This is a genomic window from Streptomyces sp. NPDC001530, from assembly GCF_042894545.1.
Taxonomy (GTDB): domain Bacteria; phylum Actinomycetota; class Actinomycetes; order Streptomycetales; family Streptomycetaceae; genus Streptomyces.
Genome location: NZ_JBIAVS010000011.1, coordinates 296811 through 317290, shown reverse-complemented (window position 1 = coordinate 317290; position 20480 = coordinate 296811). Strand labels below are relative to the sequence as shown.

Below are 20480 nucleotides of genomic sequence, written 5' to 3'. Positions count from 1 at the left end.
CCACAGGGCGCCCGTTCGCCGATCACCAGCGCATCGTCGAAGGGATCATCTACCGGTACCGCACCGGAATCCAGCCGTGCTGGCGGCGGTCATGAGCTGCCGCCCTTCTACGACTGGGGTTCAATCGCCCTTCCGGTTGATCTCGATCCGCCGAAGCGACGGCACCAGCAGCGGCACCAGCATCGCCACCGCCGCCACCCCGCCGCCGGTGACTGCGACCGCCGCCGTTCCGAACGCCGCGGCGAGGACCGGCGTGGACAGCTGGCCAATGGGGATGGGCACGAAGGACCAGAACTCGTCGTGGGCGCCGACCCGGGAGAGCAGCCGCTCCGGGACGTGGGTGTTATGAACCGTTTCCCACACGACGGTGAAGAACTCGGAGACCACTCCCGCCACGAACGCCGCCGCAGCCAGCCAAAATGTGTTCGCGCCGGCGCCGAGAAGGATCAGCGGAATGGCGGCCATCGTCATCGAGGACAGCGCCGGCACCATCGGCCGCCGCACCGTCAGCTTCACCATCACCACACTGGCCAGCAGCGCCCCCACGCCGCGGGCGCTCAGCACCAGTCCCCAGCCCTCAGCGCCGATCGTGCCGTTCGCCATCACCGGGCCCAGGATCTGCCAGACACCCATGTTGACGGCGTTGAAGACGGCAAAGGCCAACGTCACCGTCCAAATCCACGGCTTGGAGCTGAAGTAGCTCCAGCCCTCCCTCAGTTCGCCGAGCATCGTCGGGCCGCCCTCGGTGCGCGGTGGCAGGTCGGGCAGCGACATCCGAGCGAAGAAGGCGGCCGCCAGGAGGAAGGACGCGGCGTCCGCGGCGATCGCCCAGCCGCCTCCGACGGAGGCGGTCAGCAGGCCAGCTGCGGTCGGGCCCAGGATCCGAGTGGCGTTCCTGACGGACGCCAGCAGGGAACTGGCCTGCTGGAGGCCGCGTCCCGCCGCCAGATTCGAAACGATGCCGCGCAACGCGGGCTTGGTCAGTCCCTGAAAAATGCCGTTGAGGGCAGACAGCGGCAGCAGGAACACCGGGTGCTGGTGGGCCAGGAGGAGGAACGCGACGCCGACCTGAGTGAGGCCGGCGCCCAGGCTAGTGAGGCACAGCACGGTGTCGCGCCGGTAGCGGTCGGCGATACCGCCGCCGAGGAGGAGCGTCGCGACCATCGGGACCAAGGCCGCAGTGGTGACCGCGGACAGCCAGGCCGCGCTGTTGGTGACCTCCAAGACGCCGAAGGCCAGGGCGACAGGCGACATGGCACTGCCAGCCATGGAGATCGACTGACCGGCCAGGAACCACCGGAAGGGAGCGGAGCGGAGCGGTTGCCCGGACGCGAGGCCGGTACTGGATACCGATAATGCGTCGCTTTCAGGTGGTTCAGGATCTCGATTTTCTGGCGCATCTGTTGCAGGCACAAGGGGCCACCGTGCCAGCGCATGCAGGACGCCTCAAGTGGTTTTCGCAGAGCGGTCGCATCGCTTCCGGGGCGGGGCCCAACAGCACCGGGCCGATACCCAGGACGGCCTTGTCTCTCCAGACCCGCGGCGGAAGTGCACTCCGCGGTGGCTTTGTTCGTGGAATCTGACACCACTTGTCGCTCAGGGCCGAGAGCACCCGGGCTGCGGTCGGATCAGGTCATGCGCAGGCCCGTCCCCATGCCGTGCATCTCGCCGCCGCAGAGGGCCGCCCGCCGAAGCACCGCAAGGAGTCCCGCTTCGCCAGGCCGTCGACCTGGGGCGAACCGGACGCGGCCACAGTGCAGGTCTCCGACTGGTACGGCCCCGCCCGCACGATGGCCTGGGACCGGATCCACCCCCGGCTCACCACCCGTTCCGCTTGGATCGACCACGACAGCGAACTCCCGATCATCGAGGGCATGTTGATCCGCCTCCAGGTCGACCGCCTGCCCGGCGACGCCGAGCCGCTGGCTGTTTGGCTGTGGTCCTCGAAGACTGGGATGACCACCGCCGACGTCGATGTCCGATGGCAGGCATTCCTGAGGCGCTTCGATCTGGAGCACACGTTCCGCTGATGAAGCAGACCCTCGGCCCACGTGTTCGGGCCGACAACCTCCGGCTTCCCGGGCTGGTCGATACGCCACGTGTGCTTCAGCGGCCGCCGTGACGGCGGGATTCTGCGGATCGTGCCGATGAGCGCGCCGTCGCCGTCGATGACACGGTGGTGGCGCTCCCCGTCGATCTCCTGTCTCGACTCCACCGAGACCAGCACACGGCTGGCCTGGGCGTCCTCGAACAACTGCTGCGGCCCGTGCACAAAATGGGGAGCACGGACGAAGGCACAGGACGCGTTCACACGTTGCGTGCCTTCGCCTTGGGGAGTACGGACGGCCCACGGACCTGTCCCACGTGCCGCCCGTAGCGGCTGACCTCGACCATCTGCGCTCCGCCGGTCAGTGGAATGTCCGGCTCGGCGGGATGCGGCTGCCGGCCCACAATGCCACCAAGACGCACCGACGCAGTCCGCCTCGGACGCAACGGATCACTCACCTCATACTGGAACAGCTCACTGGTTCCCCAGGCTCATGTGCCCTGGATGTGCCCTCGGGATCTGCGCCTGAAGCGGTGCCGTCCTGTCATGTCCGGCTGGCAGAGGACGTACCTGCTGCGACCAACTCCCGGCCGCTCATTGATGCGGCTCGTCGGGCAGTTCCAGGTGCAGTGCGTATCCGCCATCGGGCGTGGGGCCGGATGTGACGGCGCCGCCGAGGAGTTCGGCGCGTTGGCGCAGGCCGGCGAGGCCGTGGTGGGAGCTGGGCAGGGTGAGCGCGAGGCGGGTGGGGGCGGTGTTGGCGACGGTGGTGTGGACGGTGCCGGCCCTGTGGTGGATGCGGATGGTGGCCGTGGCGCCGGGGGCGTGCTTGCGGACGTTGGTCAGGGCTTCCTGGACGGTGCGGTAGACGGCGCGCTGGACGGTTGGCGGGAGGTCTTCCGGCAGGTCCGTGTGCAGTTTTGCTTCGATGCCGCTGGCGTCGACCAGTCGTTGCAGGTCGGCGAGGGAGGGCTGGGGGGTGAGTTCCGTGGGTCGGCTGCCGGAGGCGCGCAGCACGCTGACCATGTGCCGTAGTTCGTCCAGGGTCTGCACGCTGAGCCGCCGGATCGTGGCCGCGGCCTGTCTGGTTTCGGCGTCCCGGCTGGCGACCTGGAGTGCCCCGGCCTGTACGGCGATGAGGCTGACCTGGTGGGAGACCACGTCGTGCATCTCCCGTGCGAGCTGTGCGCGTTCTTTCGCGAGGACGCTTTGGGCGGTCAGCAGCCGTTCGTGCTCGCGGGCCTCGGAGATCTCGGCGAGCCGCAGGGACAGGTCGCGTCGGGCCTGTACGAGCTGGCCGAGGAAGACGGGGGCGGCTGCGGTGGCCAGCGTGTAGCTGAGGTGGAAGAGATTGTCGGGTCCGGTGAGTTCGGTGACCTTCAGGGACGACCACGGCCACGGCAGGAAGTCGCCGACCGCGAAGAACAGCGCGCACCCTGCCAGCAGAAGGCGGTGGCGGCTCAGCGAGGCGAGCGTGTACAGCGCGGCCGTGGTGGCGAACGCGGCGTCGGAGATCAGGGCGGTGGGGAGGGTGAGGACGAAGGTCGTCAGTGGCAGTCGGCGACGCAGCATGAGTGCGAAGGCGGCGAGCAGCGCCAGGGTCATGGCCGGTTGCTCTCCGACGTCGATGTGCACCCATGCGTCCGCCAGTGAGACCCCGACGAGGGAGACGTCCAGGAGCAGAGCCGGCTGCCTTCGGGGGGTCATCCGGCGTCCTCGTCTTTCGGCGGCGTGAGCAGGCCCGCGCGCTCGGCGATCAACGCCGCTTGGACGCGGCTGCTGACCTGCAGCTTGCTGAATACGGCGCTGACGTGGCCTTTGACGGTGCCGGTGCTCAGGTGCATGCGGTCGCCGATGTCGGTGTTGGCCAGACCCTCGGCCATGAGCACGAGGACGGCACGCTCGCGGCCGGTGAGCCGGTCGGTGAGGCGGACGGCGGATGGCTCACGCAGGCCGGCGTCGAGGTAGCCGTCCACCACCGTGCGGGTGACCTTGGACGACAGCACGGGGCCGCCTTCGGCCAGCGTACGCACGAGATGGGGCAGCTGCTCGGGGTCGGTGTCCTTGAGCAGGAATCCGGCGGCGCCCGAGCGCAGTGCGGTCGTCACGTATTCGTCGGTGTCGAACGTGGTGAGCATGGCCACCACTGGTGGGTCCTGGATGCGGCGGAGGTCGGCCAGGACGGTGAGTCCGTCCACGTCCGGCATGCGGATGTCGAGTAGGACGACGTCAGGCCGAAGCTCCCGCACCGTCCGGATGGCCTCGCCGCCCGGAACCGCGCCCACAACCTCAATGTCGTCCGCCGCGTTGAGAATGTGTGAGAAGCCCTCGCGGACCAGGGCTTCGTCGTCGACCACCAGGACCTGGATCACGTGCGCTCCACTCGTCGCAAGTTCGCCGGTGAATCCGTACCACTTCGGGGGCCGACCGTCGGCGGGCCGCCTGCGGTTCCCGCCGGTTGGCGGGCTTGCCCCAGCCGGTTGGCGGGGGTTACTTCGGCCGGTTGGCGGGGTGCCTTCGGAAAGCTGCCGGGGTGGGCCAAGGCGGTTGGCCGGTCACATCTCAAGACATGATGCAGAACGCACCGTCGGCTGTGCCGACAGACGTGTCGGGTGAGCGCTGGAGGGAACGCCCCTCCGCCTCGGCCGGTAAGCCCTCCCCCACTCCTGCCGCTGCTCCGGCCGGCCTACCGTCGGCGGGGCGGCTTGTCGGAATCGATCTCGCCCGCGGGCTCGCGGTCTTCGGCATGTACTCCGCACACGTCGGCCCCGACGTGACCGTGGGCGGCCCCGTGGGATTCCTGCTGGAAACGGCACGGGGACGCTCCTCCGCCCTCTTCGCGCTCCTCGCCGGCTTCTCGCTCGCCATCATCACCGGGCGTCCGCATCCGCGGACGGGGCGCGCTGGCCGCCAGTCCGTAGCGAGGATCATGATCCGCGCCGTCGCCCTGGCAGCGCTCGGCTTTATCCTGACCGGTCTGGGCACCGGCGTGGACGTGATCCTCAGCTTCTACGGGCTGCTCTTCCTGACCACTCTCCCGCTGTGCCGGCTGCGAGCGGAGGCGCTCGCGGTGATCGCTGCCGCGGGTGCGCTGATCATGCCTGCGTTGCTCTACGTGATCAGAAGCTCGATCGAGGGAGGGACCTGGGCTGATGCCGTCACCGCCCGGGATCCGCTGGCCTGGATCAGCGGCACGGACGGCTTCGTCGAACTGCTGTTCACAGGCGAGTATCCGGTGCTCACCTGGATGCCGTTCCTGGTCGCGGGGATGGCAGTAGCCCGGGTCGACCTCGCTCGGCCCGGCATACGATCCCGACTGGCTCTTGTGGGCGGGGCACTCGCACTCCTCGGTTACGGTGGCTCCTGGCTCGCCCTGCGCTTGGTCCCGAACGCTCTGTCCACCATCGCGGCCACCACGGACGGAGGTTCGGCGTCGTCCGCCTGGTGGTCCGACACCGTCGGCGAACCCGAGACCCGCACCCCGCTCGCCTGGCTGCTGGTGGCGGCGCCGCACAGCCAGACGACCTTCTCCATCCTCGGCAACACGGGCGTCGCCCTTGTGGTGGTGGCGGGGTGCCTGACCATCGCTGACCGGATGCCGCGCCTTATGAGCCTGGCCAGGCCCATCGCGGCGGTCGGCATGATGGCGCTGACCGCGTACGTCCTGCACATCGTCGCCCTGTGGTTCTTCACTGACGTCTGGTACGTACCGGCGATCGAGGGCGAAACCATGTCCGCGTTGCCCGCGCTGCTTGGCTTCATCGCGGCAGCCACGCTGCTGGCGATCGTGTGGACCCGTCTGTTCCGGCGTGGCCCTCTGGAGCACCTGCTCCACCTCGCCACACAGCCTGCGCGGCACGTCAAGTAGGAGGCCGGCATTGACCCGGGCCCGGTGCCGAGGCGACGGACGGGCGATGCCGGCGCCGCCGAGCCGGAGGTCGCAAGCCCGTCTCGGGTGAGCTCGATGGATCGTGGGCAGCCCTCCACGCGGTGGTGAGCGACTGGGCCCGGCTGTTGCGCCACCCATGACGCACACCACGATGTCGGACGCATCGGCGGGCACGCACAGATACTCGGCACCAGCGGTGCCCGCGGAACCATGGATCAGGCAGTTGTCTCCAGAGGACTCCAGAGCGTTTTCCCGTGTCGCTGGAATTGACCAAACTTTCCATTACCCACCCGCAACAGGGCCGCCCCCTGCCGGAGGCGATCCGGACCGTCCGTCGGCCGCGAGCGGACCCAAAGCACACCCCACGAGTCACAAGAAGGCCACATCTCCCCCGTACAGCCTTCGCGTTACGGATGATGCACCTTCAGCACATGTCAGTCCTGGGGGAACCATGCACGCCCGCACCGCCTTCTGCGCCATCCTGCTGCTCGCAGCCACCGCTTGCTCAGGCCCCGGCCACACCGACGAGCCAGACGCCAAACCGAAGAAGACCGCAGCCAAGCCCACACCTGCCGCCAGCACCCGGATGCTCAAGATCGGCGCCGGACACCACTGGAGCGACACCGACACCGACGGCAGCCACATCAGCGGCACCACGACCGTCATGGGCTACGCCCAGCCGGCGAAGGACGTCGGCCTTTCCGACAAGGTCTCCGACTTCCCGCACCCCGTGTGGGCCACCCTCGATGTCAGACTCTGCGCCGACCCGACGAGCACCACGGTGATGTCTTCCCAGACGCCCTGGTCCCTCGGCTTCCCCGACTCCACCCGCATCCAAGCCCCGCTGATCAGCGGATCCGGCGTGCCCAAACCCGAGTACCCCACCGATAGCGCCGCCGTGAGGCCCGGCTCCTGCCTCCGAGGAAAGATCACTTTCTCCCTTGAGCGGGGCACCCGCCCCAACCAGGTGATCTACGACGTCGAAGGCCGCGACCCCGTCGAGTGGGCTGTGCCCACGGCATAACAACGGGAGGCGCCCATCGCCGGCAACCCGAGTGAGTGAGCACCCAGACCGCCGCCACTGCAACGCCCGGCGCCCTCCAACTTCCCCGCCAGTGGTGAGGCGGCCCCATCAGTCACCCTGAAGACCCGCCGCCTTACCCAAAAGTCAGCGGTGCGATCGGCCCGAGCACCGGCCGCGACAGCGGTCGGTGCCTGACGCCCGACTTCAATCCCCTCGCCGTCACGCCGACGCTCGCGAGCCAGGCAGTGCACGCATAAGCGCAGCTCCGGGCTGACGCACGGCTCCTTACGAGAGGCTGGACGGCATGGGCGGAGTGTCGAACGACCAGGCTTCCCGGGGGTGGTTGGACCGCTGGACCTGTCCTGGCGTCATGGGACGGCTGCCACGGTTGAGGTCGGCGAACTAATCACCGCCGAAGTGGCCGCTATTGACCTGGATGAGGGCCCCGTCTGGCTGTCCCTGTCCGCCACCGAGAACCCGGAACTTTGGGCATGGAACGGAGAAGCCGGGCTGTCCCTGCGAGCGACTCAGCCGGACCCCTTCGAGACGTTTCGCCGACGGCATCAAGGTGGGCCAGACGTTGCGGGGGCAGGTCGCCAAGCTGGTCCCGTTCGGCGTCTTCGTTGAGGTTGCCGACGGCGCCGTACGTGGCGCCGCCTCGCGAAGGGCTTGTCCGTCCACCGCGGGCGATAAAAGGCAAAGGCAAGGAGGTCACCCACTCCTTGCCACTCTCAACTTATAGCGCACCGGGGGGCTTGCGGCAAGACCCGGGTCGTGCCGCAGAATCGCAGGCCGAGGCCAGAACCTGAGGAAATGGGAGATTCACGAAGTGCGTATGTTGTTGTCGGTTTATGGGTCGTGTGGTGACGTCGAGCCGGTGGTGGGACTCGCGCTGCGGTTGCGGGCACTCGGCGCCGAAGTGCGGGCGTGCGCGCCGCCGGACTTCGCAGGAGCGACCTCGGATCGGAGCTGGTGACATGAACCCCCTGACTACCAGCGCGTTCGACCTTCCCGACAGCCTCTCCCCCAAGGCCGACCCGACGCTGATCGCCGGCGACGAGCAGCACTTCGCGGCCATCGCGGAGAGCCTCGAGCAGGCGATCGCCGAACTGTCCGACCGCCTCGATGCCGAACTCAAGGCGCCCGGCGGCATGGGCCGGCAGGCCATGGACCGGGACATGGAGGTCCACCGGCTGACCGGTCGCCTGCGCGCCTTGCGCCGCTTCGGTTTGGACCTGTGCCTCGGACACATCGTCAGCGCAGACAACCCCGAGCCCGTGTACATCGGACGACTTGGCCTCACCGACAGCGCGGGTCGTCGGCTGCTGCTCGACTGGCGCGCCCCCGCGGCTGAGCCGTTCTTCGCAGCGACCCACGCCAACCCGATGGGTTTGGCAAGCCGCCGCAGGTATCGCTGGACCCGCGGCCGGATCAGCGACTACTGGGACGAAGTGTTCACCAATGACGGCCTTGAAGGGCACGCCGCGCTCGACGACCAGTCCGCCTTCATCGCCAGCCTGGGCAGCAATCGGTCGACCCGGATGCGAGACGTGCTCGCCACCATCCAGGCCGACCAGGACGCCATCATCCGGGCGGGATCCCGCGGCGCTCTCGTCGTCGACGGCGGTCCGGGTACGGGAAAGACCGTCGTCGCTCTGCATCGCTCCGCCTACCTCCTCTACTCCGACCCTCGCCTCGGTCACCGTCGGGGCGGCGTGCTGTTCGTCGGTCCGCACCAGCCCTACCTGGCCTACGTCGCCGACGTCCTCCCCAGCCTCGGTGAGGAGGGCGTGCAGACCTGCACCCTGCGTCACCTCGTCGCCGAGGGAGCCGGAGCAGCGATCGAGACCGACCCGAACGTGGCCCTCCTGAAGTCGTCCGCGAACATGGTGAAGGCGATCGAGACAGCCGTCAGGTTCTACGAAGAGCCGCCCACCGAGGGGATGACGGTCACGATCGACTGGTCCGACATCTGGCTGAGCGCCGACGATTGGGCTGAGGCGTTCGACGCACCAGAACCAGGTACTCCGCACAACGAAGCGCGCGACCAGATCTGGGAGAAGCTGCTCACGATCCTGATGGACAAGCACGACGGCGACGTCTCGCCCGACCTGTTCCGGAGGTCGCTGCTGCACGACAAGGAGCTGAACAGGACCCTCAACCGCGCGTGGCCGCTGCTCGAAGCGGCTGACCTCGTCGGAGACCTGTGGTCGGTACCCGCCTACCTGCGGATGTGCGCTCCCTGGCTCAGCCCCGATGACGTTCAGAGGCTGCAGCGCGAGGACGCACAGGCCTGGACGGTGTCCGACCTGCCGCTCCTGGACGCGGCACGGCAGCGGCTCGGCGACCCGGAGGCGTCACTGCGCAAGCGTCGCCACAACGCCTCTGTCGCCGCCGAACGCGAGCGCATGGCCGGCGTCATCGACAACCTGCTCGAGGCCGATGACGACAGCGAAGGTGCGGTGACGATGCTGCGCGGACGGGACCTGCAGAACAGCCTGATCGACGAGACCGCACTGCCCGGCACCGAACCGGACCTGCTCGCCGGCCCGTTCGCGCACATCGTCGTGGACGAGGCTCAGGAACTGACCGACGCGGATTGGCAGATGTTGCTGCTCCGCTGCCCGTCCCGGAGCTTCACCATTGTCGGGGACCGCGCCCAGGCCAGGCACGGGTTCACAGAGTCGTGGCAGGAACGGCTCGATCGGATCGGGCTCGACCGGATCAACGTGGCCTCGCTGCGCATCAACTACCGGACGCCGGAAGAGGTCATGGCGGAAGCCGAGCTGGTCATCCGAACCGTGCTCCCGGACGCCAATGTGCCGACCTCCATCCGCAGCAGCGACGTCCCCGTCGTACACGGATCTGTTGCGGAACTGGACTCGATTCTCGAAACCTGGCTCGTTGCGCATGCCGACGGGATCGCCTGCGTCATCGGCGATCCCACGTTCCGGGCGACGTCTCGCGTCCGGTCGCTGACCCCGGAGCTGTCGAAGGGGCTCGAGTTCGACCTGGTCGTCCTCATCGACCCAGAGGCGTTCGGCAAGGGTATCGAAGGAGCGGTCGACCGCTATGTCGCGATGACGCGAGCGACCCAGCAACTCGTCATCCTCACGAGCTCCTGACGTCGGCCACGACAACGTGATCGCCGCCCGACTCGGGTTTTGGAACTGGCTGGCCTGGGTGAGGTCAGCCTGGGATGATCAGGTTCGTGGCACGTGGGGACCTGTCGGATGCTCAATGGGCGCTGCTGGAACGGCTGTTGTCGGTTCCCGGGGCGGGTAGGCCGGCAACCGGCAGGCGGAAACTGATCGATGGGATCCGGTGGCGGGCTCGGACCGGGGCGCCGTGGCGCGACCTCCCCGCCGAGTACGGGCCATGGCCACCCGATACGACAGTTCGCCGTCCGCTACGAGGCGACCGTGCTGGTCACGGTCCTCAACGAGTGGCTGCGACCAGCACTTTCACAACACGCCCTAGCTTGATCTTTGACCTGTGTGGCGGGACCGTGGGGTGGTCGGCCTCTTCGCTCGCTGTTGTGCTGACTGTGTCTTCGGGGTGTGTGCACGTCGTGGGGTGGGCCGGGTGTTCTTTCGGCCTGGAGGTCGTCCGGGGCCGGGGCGGGAGGGTTTCGGTGCTCTGGCCGGGCAGGCGGTCTTGGGGCGGATGTGCCGGAAGTCGCGGCGGACACGGGCGGGGGTGAGCCTGTCCGGTGTGACGGGCCTCTCCCATGGCCGTCGCAGGTCGGCTGCCAGCGGGCGGGCGGGCTGCAGTTGGGTGTAGGCGGCGAGGATCAGCCATGTCCAGCGGTCCGCCGCTTTCTGGAGTGCGGATCTTCGGGCAGGTCCAGCCGAGGGTCTGTTTGAACAGGTGCGGAAGGTGTGCTCGATGCCGAAGCGCCGCAGGTATGCCTGCCGCAGGTGGTCGGTGCCTGCCGGGGCGGCGTCGGTGCCTCACCGCTTTAGCCAGACCGGCTTGGGGTTGCTCCGCTGGCAGGTGATCGATGTCCAGGCGGATCACCGTCTCCTCGACGATCGGGAGGGTGCGCTCCATGCCGGACTCGGCGAAGGGGCGCGGTTGCTCAACTGCCTGACCCACTGATGACCGAATCGGTCCGCTGCCGGACCCGATGCGGCCTGTCGCCGTCCCGCCCGCGCGGTTCAGGCTGGTGACATGACCCGAGCACTGATCGTCATCGATGTCCAGGAGTCCTTCCGCGCCCGTCCGCTCTGGACAACCACCTCCGACCTGAAGATCGCCGACCAGGTGAACCGCCTGGTCCAACTCTCCCGTCAGGCCGGGGACCTGGTGGTGTGGGTCCTGCACTGCGAGCCCGGCACCGGCGATGTCTTCGACCCGGCCCTCGGCCATGTCCGGCTGATGAAGGAGCTGGAGCGAGCGGATGGGGAGCCGCTGATCCACAAGACCTCCCACAATGCGTTCACCACCACCAACCTGCAGCAACTCCTCACCGAGCGCGGTATCCGCGAGCTCACCGTCTGCGGCATCCGCACCGAGCAGTGCGTGGAGACCACCACCCGCGTCGCCAGCGACTTCGGCTACCAGGTCACCTTCGTCATCGACGCGACCGCGACCAATCCCATCCCGCACCGCGACGCTCCCGCCGACCAGAGCGTCGAGGAGCTGCTGGCCGACCCCCGTACGCTGCCTGCCGAAGAGGTCATCAGGCGCACCGAGTACGCGCTCGCCGGGCGCTTCGCCACCATCGCGACGGTCGACCAGCTGGAGGCCGCGGCAGGACGTCAGGCATGATGACCGAATCGTGAGCCACGTCGTCTTCTTCCTGGTGCCCGGAGTCCACTTGCTGGACCTGGCCGGCCCCGCGCAGGTCTTCTCCACGGCCGCCGACTTCGGGCACCCCTACACGCTCGCTTACGTCGCCGAGCAGCCACAGGTCTCCACCGCCCAGGGGCTCCCGCTGGTGGCCGGGCTCGACTGGCCCGAGCTCACGCCCGAGGATCTGATCGTGGTGCCCGGCTGGCGGACAGTCACTCTGGCCGAAGGCCCTGCCATCGGTGCCGCCTGTCTCCAGGTCCTCCGCGATCACCACGCCAGGGGCGGGACGGTGGCCAGCGTCTGCGCCGGGGCGGAGGCGCTCGGCCGGGCAGGCCTGCTCGACGGCCGCCACTGCACCACCCACCACGACGTGCAGGACGAGCTGGCCCTGCGCCACCCCAGGGCCGTGGTCGTCCGCGACGTCCTGTTCACCACCGACGACCGGGTCATCACCTCGGCCGGCATCGCCAGCGGCATCGATCTGGCCCTGCACCTGGTCGCGACCCGGCACGGCCCCGGCGTCGCCGGCCAGGTGGCCCGGGACATGGTCGTCTACGCCCGCCGCAACGGCCATGAGCCGCAGTCCAGCGCGATGCTCCGGCACCGGTCCCACCTCGACGACACCGTCCACCGCGCCCAGGACCTCATCGACGCCCGCTTCGACCAACCACTCCCCCTGCCCGCCCTGGCCTCGGCCGTCGGCGTGAGCGAACGCACCCTGACCCGCCTCTTCAGCCGCGCCACCGGGCTCACCCCCCTGCGCTACCAGCAGACCCTCCGCCTCGAACGCGCCCAACACCTCATCAGCCACGGCGCGACGATCGACGCCGCCGCCCACTCAGTCGGCTTCGCGGACCCACGCATGCTGCGGCGCCTCCGCGCCCGCACCGCCTGACCGCATCAGGCGACCGAACGCCCCTGGGCAGGGCACCTGACTCCCGTGCCTCCTCCCGGCAGAGCCTCGACGTTCGATGCTCTCGCTACGGGGAGTCCGCTCCAGCACAGAGAAGCAAGGGCTCTCGATCAACTCTGGAGCTGCGTCAGTGCGGTGGTCGATCCAGGCCAGACCCGCACGGTCGAGGCGGTGACGGGCGCGGGTGATGGCGACATAGGCGAGGCAGGCCGCGACGTAGTCGATCGGTCCGCGCAGGGACGACCGTGCGGGAGGGCCACGCAAGCGGGCCCGGTCCGGCCCACCATCGCGAGTGCCTAGGTGTTCCGTCCGGAGAGATCAGGCGCCCGCAGGGCGGCGGCCGACGCGCAACGACTCGGTCGACATCGTCGGGTAGTTGAGCGCACAGTGTCCTGGCTGGCCGGCTGCCGCCGCCTTCATCGCCGCTACGAACGCAAGCCTGAACACCATCTCGCCTTCGTCGGCAACGCTGCCGTCCTCATCGCCTACCGGCGACTGTGACGCGGGCAGGGATCTACAGACCGACGCACTGGGGACAAGCTTCTTGCCGCCCACAGGCCAGTACTCGGGTGAGCACCTCCCGCATCCGCTCGATGTCTTCAGCCGACACCAGGAGTTCTGCCTCGCCCTCCGCGTCCTCCCGTCCCAGATCGTCCAGCGAAGCAGAGGCCAGTGACACCGTGAGTAATTCTGTTCCGCTCGTGCGTACCCTCTCTAGACTGCTACACAATGCGGCCGTTGTGTCCTGAGGATGCTCCCCAGCCATCATGGACGGGGCACCTTCCTCCCTCCCCGCGCGGATACGGCTCCGGCCCTCACCGCCGCACCGATAGAAAGGCCCCTGTCATGTCGGAAGTCCAGGCCACCACAGAGCTGAAGTCGCAGTACGTCGCCCAGGTAACGAGCGATCTGGAACGCAACATCAAGGAGCAGGAACGTATCAGCGCGGACCTCGAAGTGCTGCAGGAGCAGCTGCGCGCCCTGCAGAGCGACCACGCCGTACTGGTTGCCCTGCAGCAGACGCTCGGCGGCGCGAGCACCGCCGTCGAGGCTGACACCCAGGCCAGGCCGACCGTGCCTTCCCAGGCCTCCGCCGAACCCAAGCAGCGCAAGCCCAGGAAGGCTGCCGCCACGAGCGCCAAGGACACGGCAGCCAAGCCCGCCGCCAAGACCTCCTCCGCGAAGGCACCCACAGCAGCAGCCAAGCCGTCCCTCGTCGACCTGATCCGCGGCTATCTGGAGCGTGAAGGCGAGCCGCGTTCCGCCGCCGAAATCACCGCCGCACTCACGCAGGCCCACCCCGACCGCAGCATCAAGACCACGGTCGTGCGCAGCACCGTGGAAGGGCTGGTCGCCAAGAGCCACGTTCAGCGCACCAAGCAGGGCTCGTCGGTGTTCTACACCTCCGCGGCCGCTGCGGAGCCGACGGCGGCCGAGCCGCAACCCAAGGCAGCAGCCAGCTGACCTGGCCGCCACGGCGCCCGCTGACCGCGCCCGCTTCTCATCGAAAGGGCGCGGCACCCGCCCACGCAGTCCAGGCGACCGGCTCCGGGCCTGAGCTGCCGGGCTCCTGTTCGACAGGCCTAGCCGGGCCCGGCGCCCTGGATCGCCGCAGACGCCGCGATGGCGTCGAGGAGTCCTCCAGCGGCGTCCTGCCGCCGATCGGTGCCTGGACCCGACCGGCCGAACACGCCTGCCCGAGCGGCCACAACTTGGCCGCAGAGGCAGTACGTTGCCTGGTATGTATGCCACGCACGTTTCGCGACGCGTCAAGGCGGCCCCCGCAGCCGTCTATCAGGCGCTCATAGACCCGGACGCGGTGGCGGCATGGCGAGTGCCCGCCGGCATGACCAGCCATGTCCACGCATTCGACCCTCGCGAAGGGGGCACCTTCCGCGTCTCGCTCACCTACAACGACGCAGCCGGCTCAGGAAAGTCGGACGCCCACACGGACACCTACCGCGGCCACTTCGCGCGACTCGTTCCCAACGAGCTGGTGGTGGAGGTGTTCGAGTTCGAGACGTCCGACGATGCGCTGCGCGGCACGATGACGATGACCACCTCCCTCACCCCGGTGGACGACGCGACGGACGTCGTCATCGTGCACGAGGGTATTCCTGATGAAGTGCCCCGCGAGGACAACGAGTTGGGCACGCGGATGGCTCTGGACAACCTCGCCCGCCTGGTCGAGCGCGACTGATCCTCACCCGGCCCCTGTCACCGCCCGGCGCAGTTGAGCCAGCCCACGGGCTGATGCGGATCAGTCGCCCACGAACCATACGTACCGGTGAGCGCCTTCCTCCGCTATCCGGCACAGCTCCCGCACCTCATCCACCCACGGCCCCATCCGCTCCACGGGCAGACGAGCCAACTCCTCCAGCAGCATGGGTGTCTGCCAGGTATTGAAGACCGTGTCCGCGTAGGGACACACGCCGGCGAGCAGGGGGAACTGTGACGCGTCGATGTCCATGAGCCACTCGTCCCAGGACACACCGCGGGATCTCGCCAGGACCGTCCCAGACGCATGCCGAACCCGCACGTCGATCATTGATACACGCTAGCGCGCACGCGGCTGACGGCTCCTCCGATATACATCGCCGTTCCCCGTGGGGGGCGTGGGTCGTCGCGGCAGCCGCCTTCTCCATGACCGCCCCGAGCAAGGACGTGCCCCGCTCGTTCTACCCGGCGCGGCCATCCCTACGCCGTACTGGAGAGGCGCGGCCCAGGGAGCCATGACTCGATTGGCCAGACGGCGCGCAAGACGAAGGGATGGCTCCTTCTTGGCCTGGCGAGGGGCCCTCACAGTAACCGTGGTGGGGGCATAGACCTCTCGGGGGTTTCTGAGAAGACTAGGGCGACCGCTTCTCGGCTTGCTCCCCACCGTTTGGAGACAGCATGCGTACGAAGGTCGCTGCGAGCCTCGGCGCCACAATCATGGCGGCCGGAGCTCTCCTCGCGCCTGCTGCGGCAGCTCCTGCCGCAGCAGCCACGACCGCTTACCCCACCACCCCCTTCGACGTCACCTACGGCCAGACCTATGTAAGAGGCACCTTGACCTGGGCCAACCGGTCGGTGGGAGTGAGCGGGACCCAGAGGTCTGTGAGCACCACCTCCTGCCGGTCAACCTTGGTCAGTACCTTCGACAGCGCCGAGTACCTCCTCGGGGAAAGAAGCAGCAGCCGCGTGTGCGGTACGTCCGCCCCGATCTCGTTCACCGTGCCTGCGGACGTCCCCGGCGGCGCGTTCTACACCCTGGTCTGCCTCAGGGACGGGAACGGCGCCTACCTGAAATGCGAGACGTACACCAGGCCGCCCACACTCGCCTCTACGCTCCGCCCGCACAGTTCGTTCGTTCGGCAATAACCGTCATGGCAGACAGCTGACTGAGCGTCTTCTTCAGCTTCCTGGCCGCCACCCGGGCCATGTGATCCGGAAGGTACTGGAAGGGACGGTCGCGGTGGCCATCTCGCCCTCGCCGAGGCGTCGTGGGGCGCGGCTGCAGGATCGACCTGGCCGGCGTCGGTCGATTCGGACGAGTGCTCGGAAGGTCTTTCTCACGCGTCCGGGCCGGTGTCGACGATGTCTTCGCCGAAGGCGGCGGCAAGCTCCTTCGCAATCAGGCCGGGCTGCTCGGTCCGTCCGTCGTCCTCGGCCCAGCGCACCAATGCCGTGTGCATGGCGGCCAGGCAGGCGCTGGCCGCCGCTTGGGCGTGGAACGCCGTGTAGGGATCGGTGGCATCGGCCCCGAGGGCGTCGACAATCGCCTGCTGAAGGGCGTAGTGGTTGTCCAGGCGCCTGGCCCGCAAGGCCGGCGTCGAGACCATGACCCGGAGTCGGGCGAGCAGGAACCGCTCGTTCGCCGTCAGGTCATCTCCGTGGCCGCCACTGGTCAACGTCGCGGCCGAGTCGATGAGCGCGCTGCCGATGCGGCGGACCAGGGGCTACGCGGCGGACGACGCGACGATCCGCTCGGCGACGAGCCGACCGTTCTGGTCGACGAGCACGAGGTCCTCCTTCCCTACCGGAGTGGTAGTCACTACCAAGGTGGTAGTGACTACCAATGCGGGGTGGTGGACATGAGTGCCGGCTCTCGTGACCGGAGCATCGCGCGGCATCGGGCAGGCGATCCGCGGCCCGGCTGGCTGCGAAGGGACTCAAGGCCGCCTGATCGCCCGGCAAGCGCGACCAGACGAGGAGCCCGCCGGTAGCGGCGGACGGTGCCGGCACGGGCTCTCGCCTCGTCGGATGCGGTCCTTTGGTCAGGCTGCGTTCGACGTTGACCGTGGTAGGAACTGGCCCGGCGTCGCAGGCAATGCAATCGCACTGTGAGCGCGCGGCGGGACCTGGCCGGCCAGCAGCGGAAGCCGTGGTGCCCGGCTGGCGGACCGTCACGCCGGCCGAAGGCCCTGCCATCGGTGCCGCCTGTGCCCCGGGTCCTCCGCGACCACCACGCCAGGGGCGGGACGGTGACCCCTGGGTCCTCGTGCCGTACCCGCCGCTGCGCAAGGCCCCCTCGTGGCCTGGCGACTTGCGCATTGGGCCATACGAATGATTCACCAGAGCCAGAGGGTGAACGGTGAGGCTGTGTGCCCCGCGCCGACGGCAGCCAGCCGCTCGCGACCATTAGCGTCGGCTCTTGTGTCGATGAGTCATGCCTTTGTGAACCTGAAACCCGGAGTGGGAAAGACGACCAGCGCAGTCTGGTTGGCTCACGCACTTCACGAGTCCGGCATCGCACCGCTGCTGGTGGACAGTGACCCCGCCTCCTCCGCGCTGCGTTGGAGCGAATTGGCAGGCGGCTTCCCGTTTCCTGTGATCGCCCTTCCAGTGGGCGACGTGCACCGGCGCGTGAACGACTTCCTCGGCAACCGGCAGGCCGTCGTGTTCGACGCCCCGCAAATGGAGGACCACGCCCACATCGCCCGGAGCATCATGAGGTACGCGAGCGAGTGGATCGTGCCGGTGACCCCCGCCCCCATTGAGCTGGATCGCATGGCACCCATCGGCGGCGAGATGGGCGACGTACAGTCCTTGCGCGCCCGGCCGGCCCGCGCCGCTGTCCTGCTGAACCGCACAAATCGTCCCGACGCCACGCGCACCGGTCCCGATGCCGACGCCCGCGAAGCTCTCACCGAGCGGGGCTTCGACGTGTTGTCCACCCATATTCCACGGCTCGACTTGTACGCCCAGTCATTCGGCAGCCCGGTCGAGGTCAAAGGCTCGGCATACATGGACCTCGCAGACGAGCTCATCAAGCGTCAGGACACGGTGTGAATCAGCGCAAGGACACCTATCGAGCCGCATTGCAGCGCGAACCGGACGTCGCGCCGCCCCGTCACCGCAAGGTCACTCAGCTGCGTACCCGCTACGTCCGAGTGACCATCGAGCTCGACCCTGACTTGCCGCGCGACCTCACCCGATGGGTGGGCCCACCCGTATCCGCGCTCCTGCGCGCCGGCGCCGCTGTACTGCGCCCCCTCAGAAGCACCCCGTAAGCCGGGTGACGCATGCGGCGAATTCTTTCAACCCGGCCCCCACACCGTGTGATCCACGGTGTGGGGGCCGCATGCTCCGGGTCAATTCCTGGTTCCTGGTCTCCGGGGGTTGCGCCCGTGCAGAGCTGTGCGGGGTAGCTAGCTCGTCCTGCCGTCCCGGCCACCCGCTACATGCCGGGAGTCCGGGCACTCAGGCCGGACGCGCCGCCAAGCTGCGCGGGGTGGAGCGTTCCGACGGTCACGGAGCAGCAGCTCGCCGTCGCGTACGCCGCGCTGCTCACCTGTGTCTCCGTCTGCGCCCAGGCCATTGAGGACGGTGACCGGTCGTTGCGGGAAGACAGGCCCCGCGAACTCGCCCCCAAGGCTGCTGGTCTGAAAGCGACAGCGCGTGCAGCAGCAGGGCCGGACCAACCCGCCGACGCCGACGCGGTACTGGCTCACACGGGCGAAGGCCAGACGCTCTAGCCACCGTTCTTGAGACGCTGCCCCCAGGGCGCTGGCGACCGCACCTACGGCCTGTCCGGGCGATCACGAGCGGAGCCAGATCTCCCCACCCCGTCAGGCTCTGGTCGACGCCGGCACGGGACCGGACACGCCCCTACGCCGAGGAAGCGGCGGACTGGCTGTCAGCTCTGCCAGTCAAGGCGGGAGCAGCCCACAGATCCTTGGTCTTCAGCAGCGACAACAGGCGGATGCCCTCGGCCGCGAGGGCATCGGTACCACCTTGCTCACGGTCAATCACGCCCAATGCCTTGTGCACTTCAGCCCCGAGACCGTCAGTTTTCCGACGGGATCCGGGCCGCGATCTCCCGCGACAGCAGGTCCGCCCCCGCCGACACAGGCTCTTCTCCCTCGGGTAGGTGGTGGGGGCTGTGGTCGGGCCAACCACAGCCCCCACCACGCGTGCGCAACGCCGACCCCACGATAGGCAAAACTCTGGCGCAGACAGTTCGCCCAGCCTCTCCACGGGCTGGCCCAGCAGACCCGCCGAAGACTGATACGCACACAGCCCCGACCGGGGTCCCGGCCGGGGCTGCACGAGCGTGTGGTCGTGAAGGGCGGTCGCCTACGCGGCGAAAGGCTCCATGAGGCTTCAGCCGAACGATCGTCCTCATAGGCAAGAGGTGAGGCCCGGGGACACTGTCCCCTTCACCACCACGCCCTCCTCAACCACCAGCACCCGGCGAATGTTCCCCGCACTCCTCGGCGCCGACGACGCCATCCCTTGGCATGCGGGACACCGGCATCCTGTGAGCGGGCCCCGTCCCGGCTCGCGGAATTCTCGAGACGGAGGCCCGCACGCAGCGTGTCCCGCCGGACGGAGTGCTCCCGCTGTCGGGCGACGTTGAGGGCGCGGCCTGCGGCAGTGATGACCCGGTGCGCGTCGGCGCCGTGCCCGGCGGATTCCCGCAGTGTGTTCCAGGTGCGGAGGTAGGTGCTCACGCTGGCCTCGCCCTCGATCCACAGCCCGGAGTGCCATGTCGCGACGATCACCCGGCTGTCGTCGTAGACCCGGAAGGCCGTTGCGGGCGGGATCTTGAGCGAGGCGCCGAATGGGATGATCCCCAACTCGACCGTGTCCAGGCCGACGGCGCCGGACAGTCGGTCGAGCTGTCGGCCAGGACACACGGCGGGCAGATCAGAGCGCGTGGTGCGGCCTCCCACAGGAGCAGGCGGCAGGGCTTAGCGGGGACGTACAGTGCCTCTTGGCGCTTGATGCGGGAGCGTACGGCCTCGTCGGTGTCCCGGGGCGACTGCTGGAGTTCGGCGTACCGGGTGAAGAGGTGCCGGGCGTAGTCCGGAGTCTGCAGGATGCCGCGTACACGGCGGTGACAGAGAGCTCCGTGCGGAAGATCTGGGAGGTGGTGTCAGTCGTCGTCTGACCGGCCTGCCGCGACCCCGCCCGCCGACTGTGCGGGCGAGCACGGCAGTTCGGCACGATGGCAACGGTTCTGACGGTCCGTCGGCTGTTGTCGGGTGCCGTCGGCGGGCATCGTGCCTGGACGGGAGGGGGGTCAGCGTGGCGGCGGCAACGCCGGACCAATGGGTGCACCAGAACGGCCGCCGGTGAAGTACGGATCCTGCAGCGGCCGCATCACCCGCTGAAGGTCGTTGCGGATCCGCTCGGCCTCGCCACGCACCTGCGCCGGAATGTCACCGCGCTCCGCAACGAGGCGTTGGTAGATCGGGGCATCCTCGAACACAGACAACACACCCTTCTGGTCGGCGGCCTCACGCCCAGCACGGAGGCGGTGTTCGAGTCTACGGCCCCGTTGCAGCGCTGGTGCGCCCGAGTGATGGCTCGCGGGCGCGCG

General features: G+C 68.7%; 15 protein-coding genes and 6 pseudogenes. 12 read left to right on the top strand and 9 right to left on the bottom strand.

What is annotated here, in order from left to right; genetic code table 11:
• Positions 1-120: 120 nt before the first annotated feature.
• Entirely contained in the window at positions 121-1413 is a 1293-nt protein-coding gene (locus ACFY0T_RS24355) for an MFS transporter (RefSeq protein WP_388874201.1), read from the bottom strand.
• Between the two features lie 204 nt (positions 1414-1617).
• On the opposite strand from ACFY0T_RS24355, the pseudogene ACFY0T_RS24350 reads away from it, so the two are divergent.
• Positions 1618-2059, top strand: a pseudogene (locus tag ACFY0T_RS24350) (transposase); the annotation flags it as partial.
• 248 nt (positions 2060-2307) lie between these two features.
• Here the strand turns inward: ACFY0T_RS24350 and ACFY0T_RS24345 are convergent.
• The 3 genes and pseudogenes from ACFY0T_RS24345 to ACFY0T_RS24335 form a co-directional block, all read right to left on the bottom strand.
• A pseudogene (locus tag ACFY0T_RS24345) lies at positions 2308-2523 on the bottom strand (selenium-binding protein SBP56-related protein); the annotation flags it as partial.
• A gap of 118 nt (positions 2524-2641) precedes the next feature.
• Positions 2642-3754, bottom strand: coding sequence for a sensor histidine kinase (locus ACFY0T_RS24340; protein WP_388874199.1), 1113 nt, complete (start codon positions 3752-3754; stop codon positions 2642-2644).
• The gene (locus ACFY0T_RS24335; RefSeq protein ID WP_388874196.1) at positions 3751-4419 is read right to left on the bottom strand and encodes a response regulator; all 669 of its coding nucleotides are present in this window, start codon (positions 4417-4419) and stop codon (positions 3751-3753) included. Before ACFY0T_RS24335 ends, ACFY0T_RS24340 begins: the two co-directional genes overlap by 4 nt.
• A gap of 374 nt (positions 4420-4793) precedes the next feature.
• On the opposite strand from ACFY0T_RS24335, the gene ACFY0T_RS24330 reads away from it, so the two are divergent.
• The 4 genes and pseudogenes from ACFY0T_RS24330 to ACFY0T_RS24315 all read left to right on the top strand — a co-directional run.
• Positions 4794-5915, top strand: a complete 1122-nt coding sequence (locus tag ACFY0T_RS24330) for a DUF418 domain-containing protein (RefSeq protein WP_388874193.1) — start codon at positions 4794-4796, stop codon at positions 5913-5915.
• Between the two features lie 472 nt (positions 5916-6387).
• Positions 6388-6960 (top strand): hypothetical protein, encoded by a 573-nt coding sequence (locus tag ACFY0T_RS24325; protein ID WP_388874191.1) that lies wholly within the window; start codon positions 6388-6390, stop codon positions 6958-6960.
• Positions 6961-7937: 977 nt separating this feature from the next.
• A complete protein-coding gene (gene helR, locus ACFY0T_RS24320; RefSeq protein ID WP_388874188.1) occupies positions 7938-10085 on the top strand; it encodes an RNA polymerase recycling motor ATPase HelR in 2148 nt (715 codons plus the stop codon).
• 74 nt (positions 10086-10159) lie between these two features.
• Positions 10160-10285, top strand: a pseudogene (locus ACFY0T_RS24315) (transposase); the annotation flags it as partial.
• A 151-nt stretch (positions 10286-10436) separates the two neighbouring features.
• Here the strand turns inward: ACFY0T_RS24315 and ACFY0T_RS24310 are convergent.
• A pseudogene (locus tag ACFY0T_RS24310) lies at positions 10437-11004 on the bottom strand (transposase); the annotation flags it as partial.
• Between the two features lie 129 nt (positions 11005-11133).
• On the opposite strand from ACFY0T_RS24310, the gene ACFY0T_RS24305 reads away from it, so the two are divergent.
• The 5 genes and pseudogenes from ACFY0T_RS24305 (at position 11134) to ACFY0T_RS24285 (ending at position 14870) form a co-directional block, all read left to right on the top strand.
• Positions 11134-11733, top strand: coding sequence for an isochorismatase family protein (locus ACFY0T_RS24305; RefSeq protein ID WP_388874185.1), 600 nt, complete (start codon positions 11134-11136; stop codon positions 11731-11733).
• 10 nt (positions 11734-11743) lie between these two features.
• Entirely contained in the window at positions 11744-12652 is a 909-nt protein-coding gene (locus ACFY0T_RS24300) for a GlxA family transcriptional regulator (protein ID WP_388874182.1), read from the top strand.
• Positions 12653-13021: 369 nt separating this feature from the next.
• Positions 13022-13171 (top strand): annotated as a pseudogene (locus ACFY0T_RS24295) (IS5/IS1182 family transposase); the annotation flags it as partial.
• Between the two features lie 345 nt (positions 13172-13516).
• Entirely contained in the window at positions 13517-14134 is a 618-nt protein-coding gene (locus ACFY0T_RS24290; RefSeq protein ID WP_388874180.1) for a hypothetical protein, read from the top strand.
• Between the two features lie 277 nt (positions 14135-14411).
• Complete coding sequence (locus ACFY0T_RS24285; protein WP_388874177.1) at positions 14412-14870, top strand: SRPBCC family protein; 459 nt, start codon at positions 14412-14414, stop codon at positions 14868-14870.
• A 60-nt stretch (positions 14871-14930) separates the two neighbouring features.
• Here ACFY0T_RS24285 and ACFY0T_RS24280 read toward each other — a convergent pair whose 3' ends face one another.
• On the bottom strand, positions 14931-15218 hold the full coding sequence (locus ACFY0T_RS24280) for a hypothetical protein (RefSeq protein ID WP_388874174.1): 288 nt from the start codon (positions 15216-15218) through the stop codon (positions 14931-14933).
• Positions 15219-16224: 1006 nt separating this feature from the next.
• Positions 16225-16563, bottom strand: coding sequence for a hypothetical protein (locus tag ACFY0T_RS24275; RefSeq protein WP_388874171.1), 339 nt, complete (start codon positions 16561-16563; stop codon positions 16225-16227).
• 766 nt (positions 16564-17329) lie between these two features.
• Between ACFY0T_RS24275 and ACFY0T_RS24270 the strand changes: the two genes are divergently transcribed.
• Both ACFY0T_RS24270 and ACFY0T_RS24265 read left to right on the top strand, forming a co-directional pair.
• Complete coding sequence (locus ACFY0T_RS24270; protein WP_388874169.1) at positions 17330-17944, top strand: hypothetical protein; 615 nt, start codon at positions 17330-17332, stop codon at positions 17942-17944.
• Entirely contained in the window at positions 17941-18165 is a 225-nt protein-coding gene (locus ACFY0T_RS24265; RefSeq protein ID WP_388874167.1) for a hypothetical protein, read from the top strand. Before ACFY0T_RS24270 ends, ACFY0T_RS24265 begins: the two co-directional genes overlap by 4 nt.
• Positions 18166-19509: 1344 nt before the next feature.
• Here ACFY0T_RS24265 and ACFY0T_RS24260 read toward each other — a convergent pair.
• Together ACFY0T_RS24260 and ACFY0T_RS24255 are read right to left on the bottom strand one after the other, a co-directional pair.
• Positions 19510-19982, bottom strand: a pseudogene (locus tag ACFY0T_RS24260) (DUF5753 domain-containing protein); the annotation flags it as partial.
• 198 nt (positions 19983-20180) lie between these two features.
• Entirely contained in the window at positions 20181-20369 is a 189-nt protein-coding gene (locus tag ACFY0T_RS24255; protein WP_388874164.1) for a hypothetical protein, read from the bottom strand.
• Positions 20370-20480 lie beyond the last annotated feature (111 nt).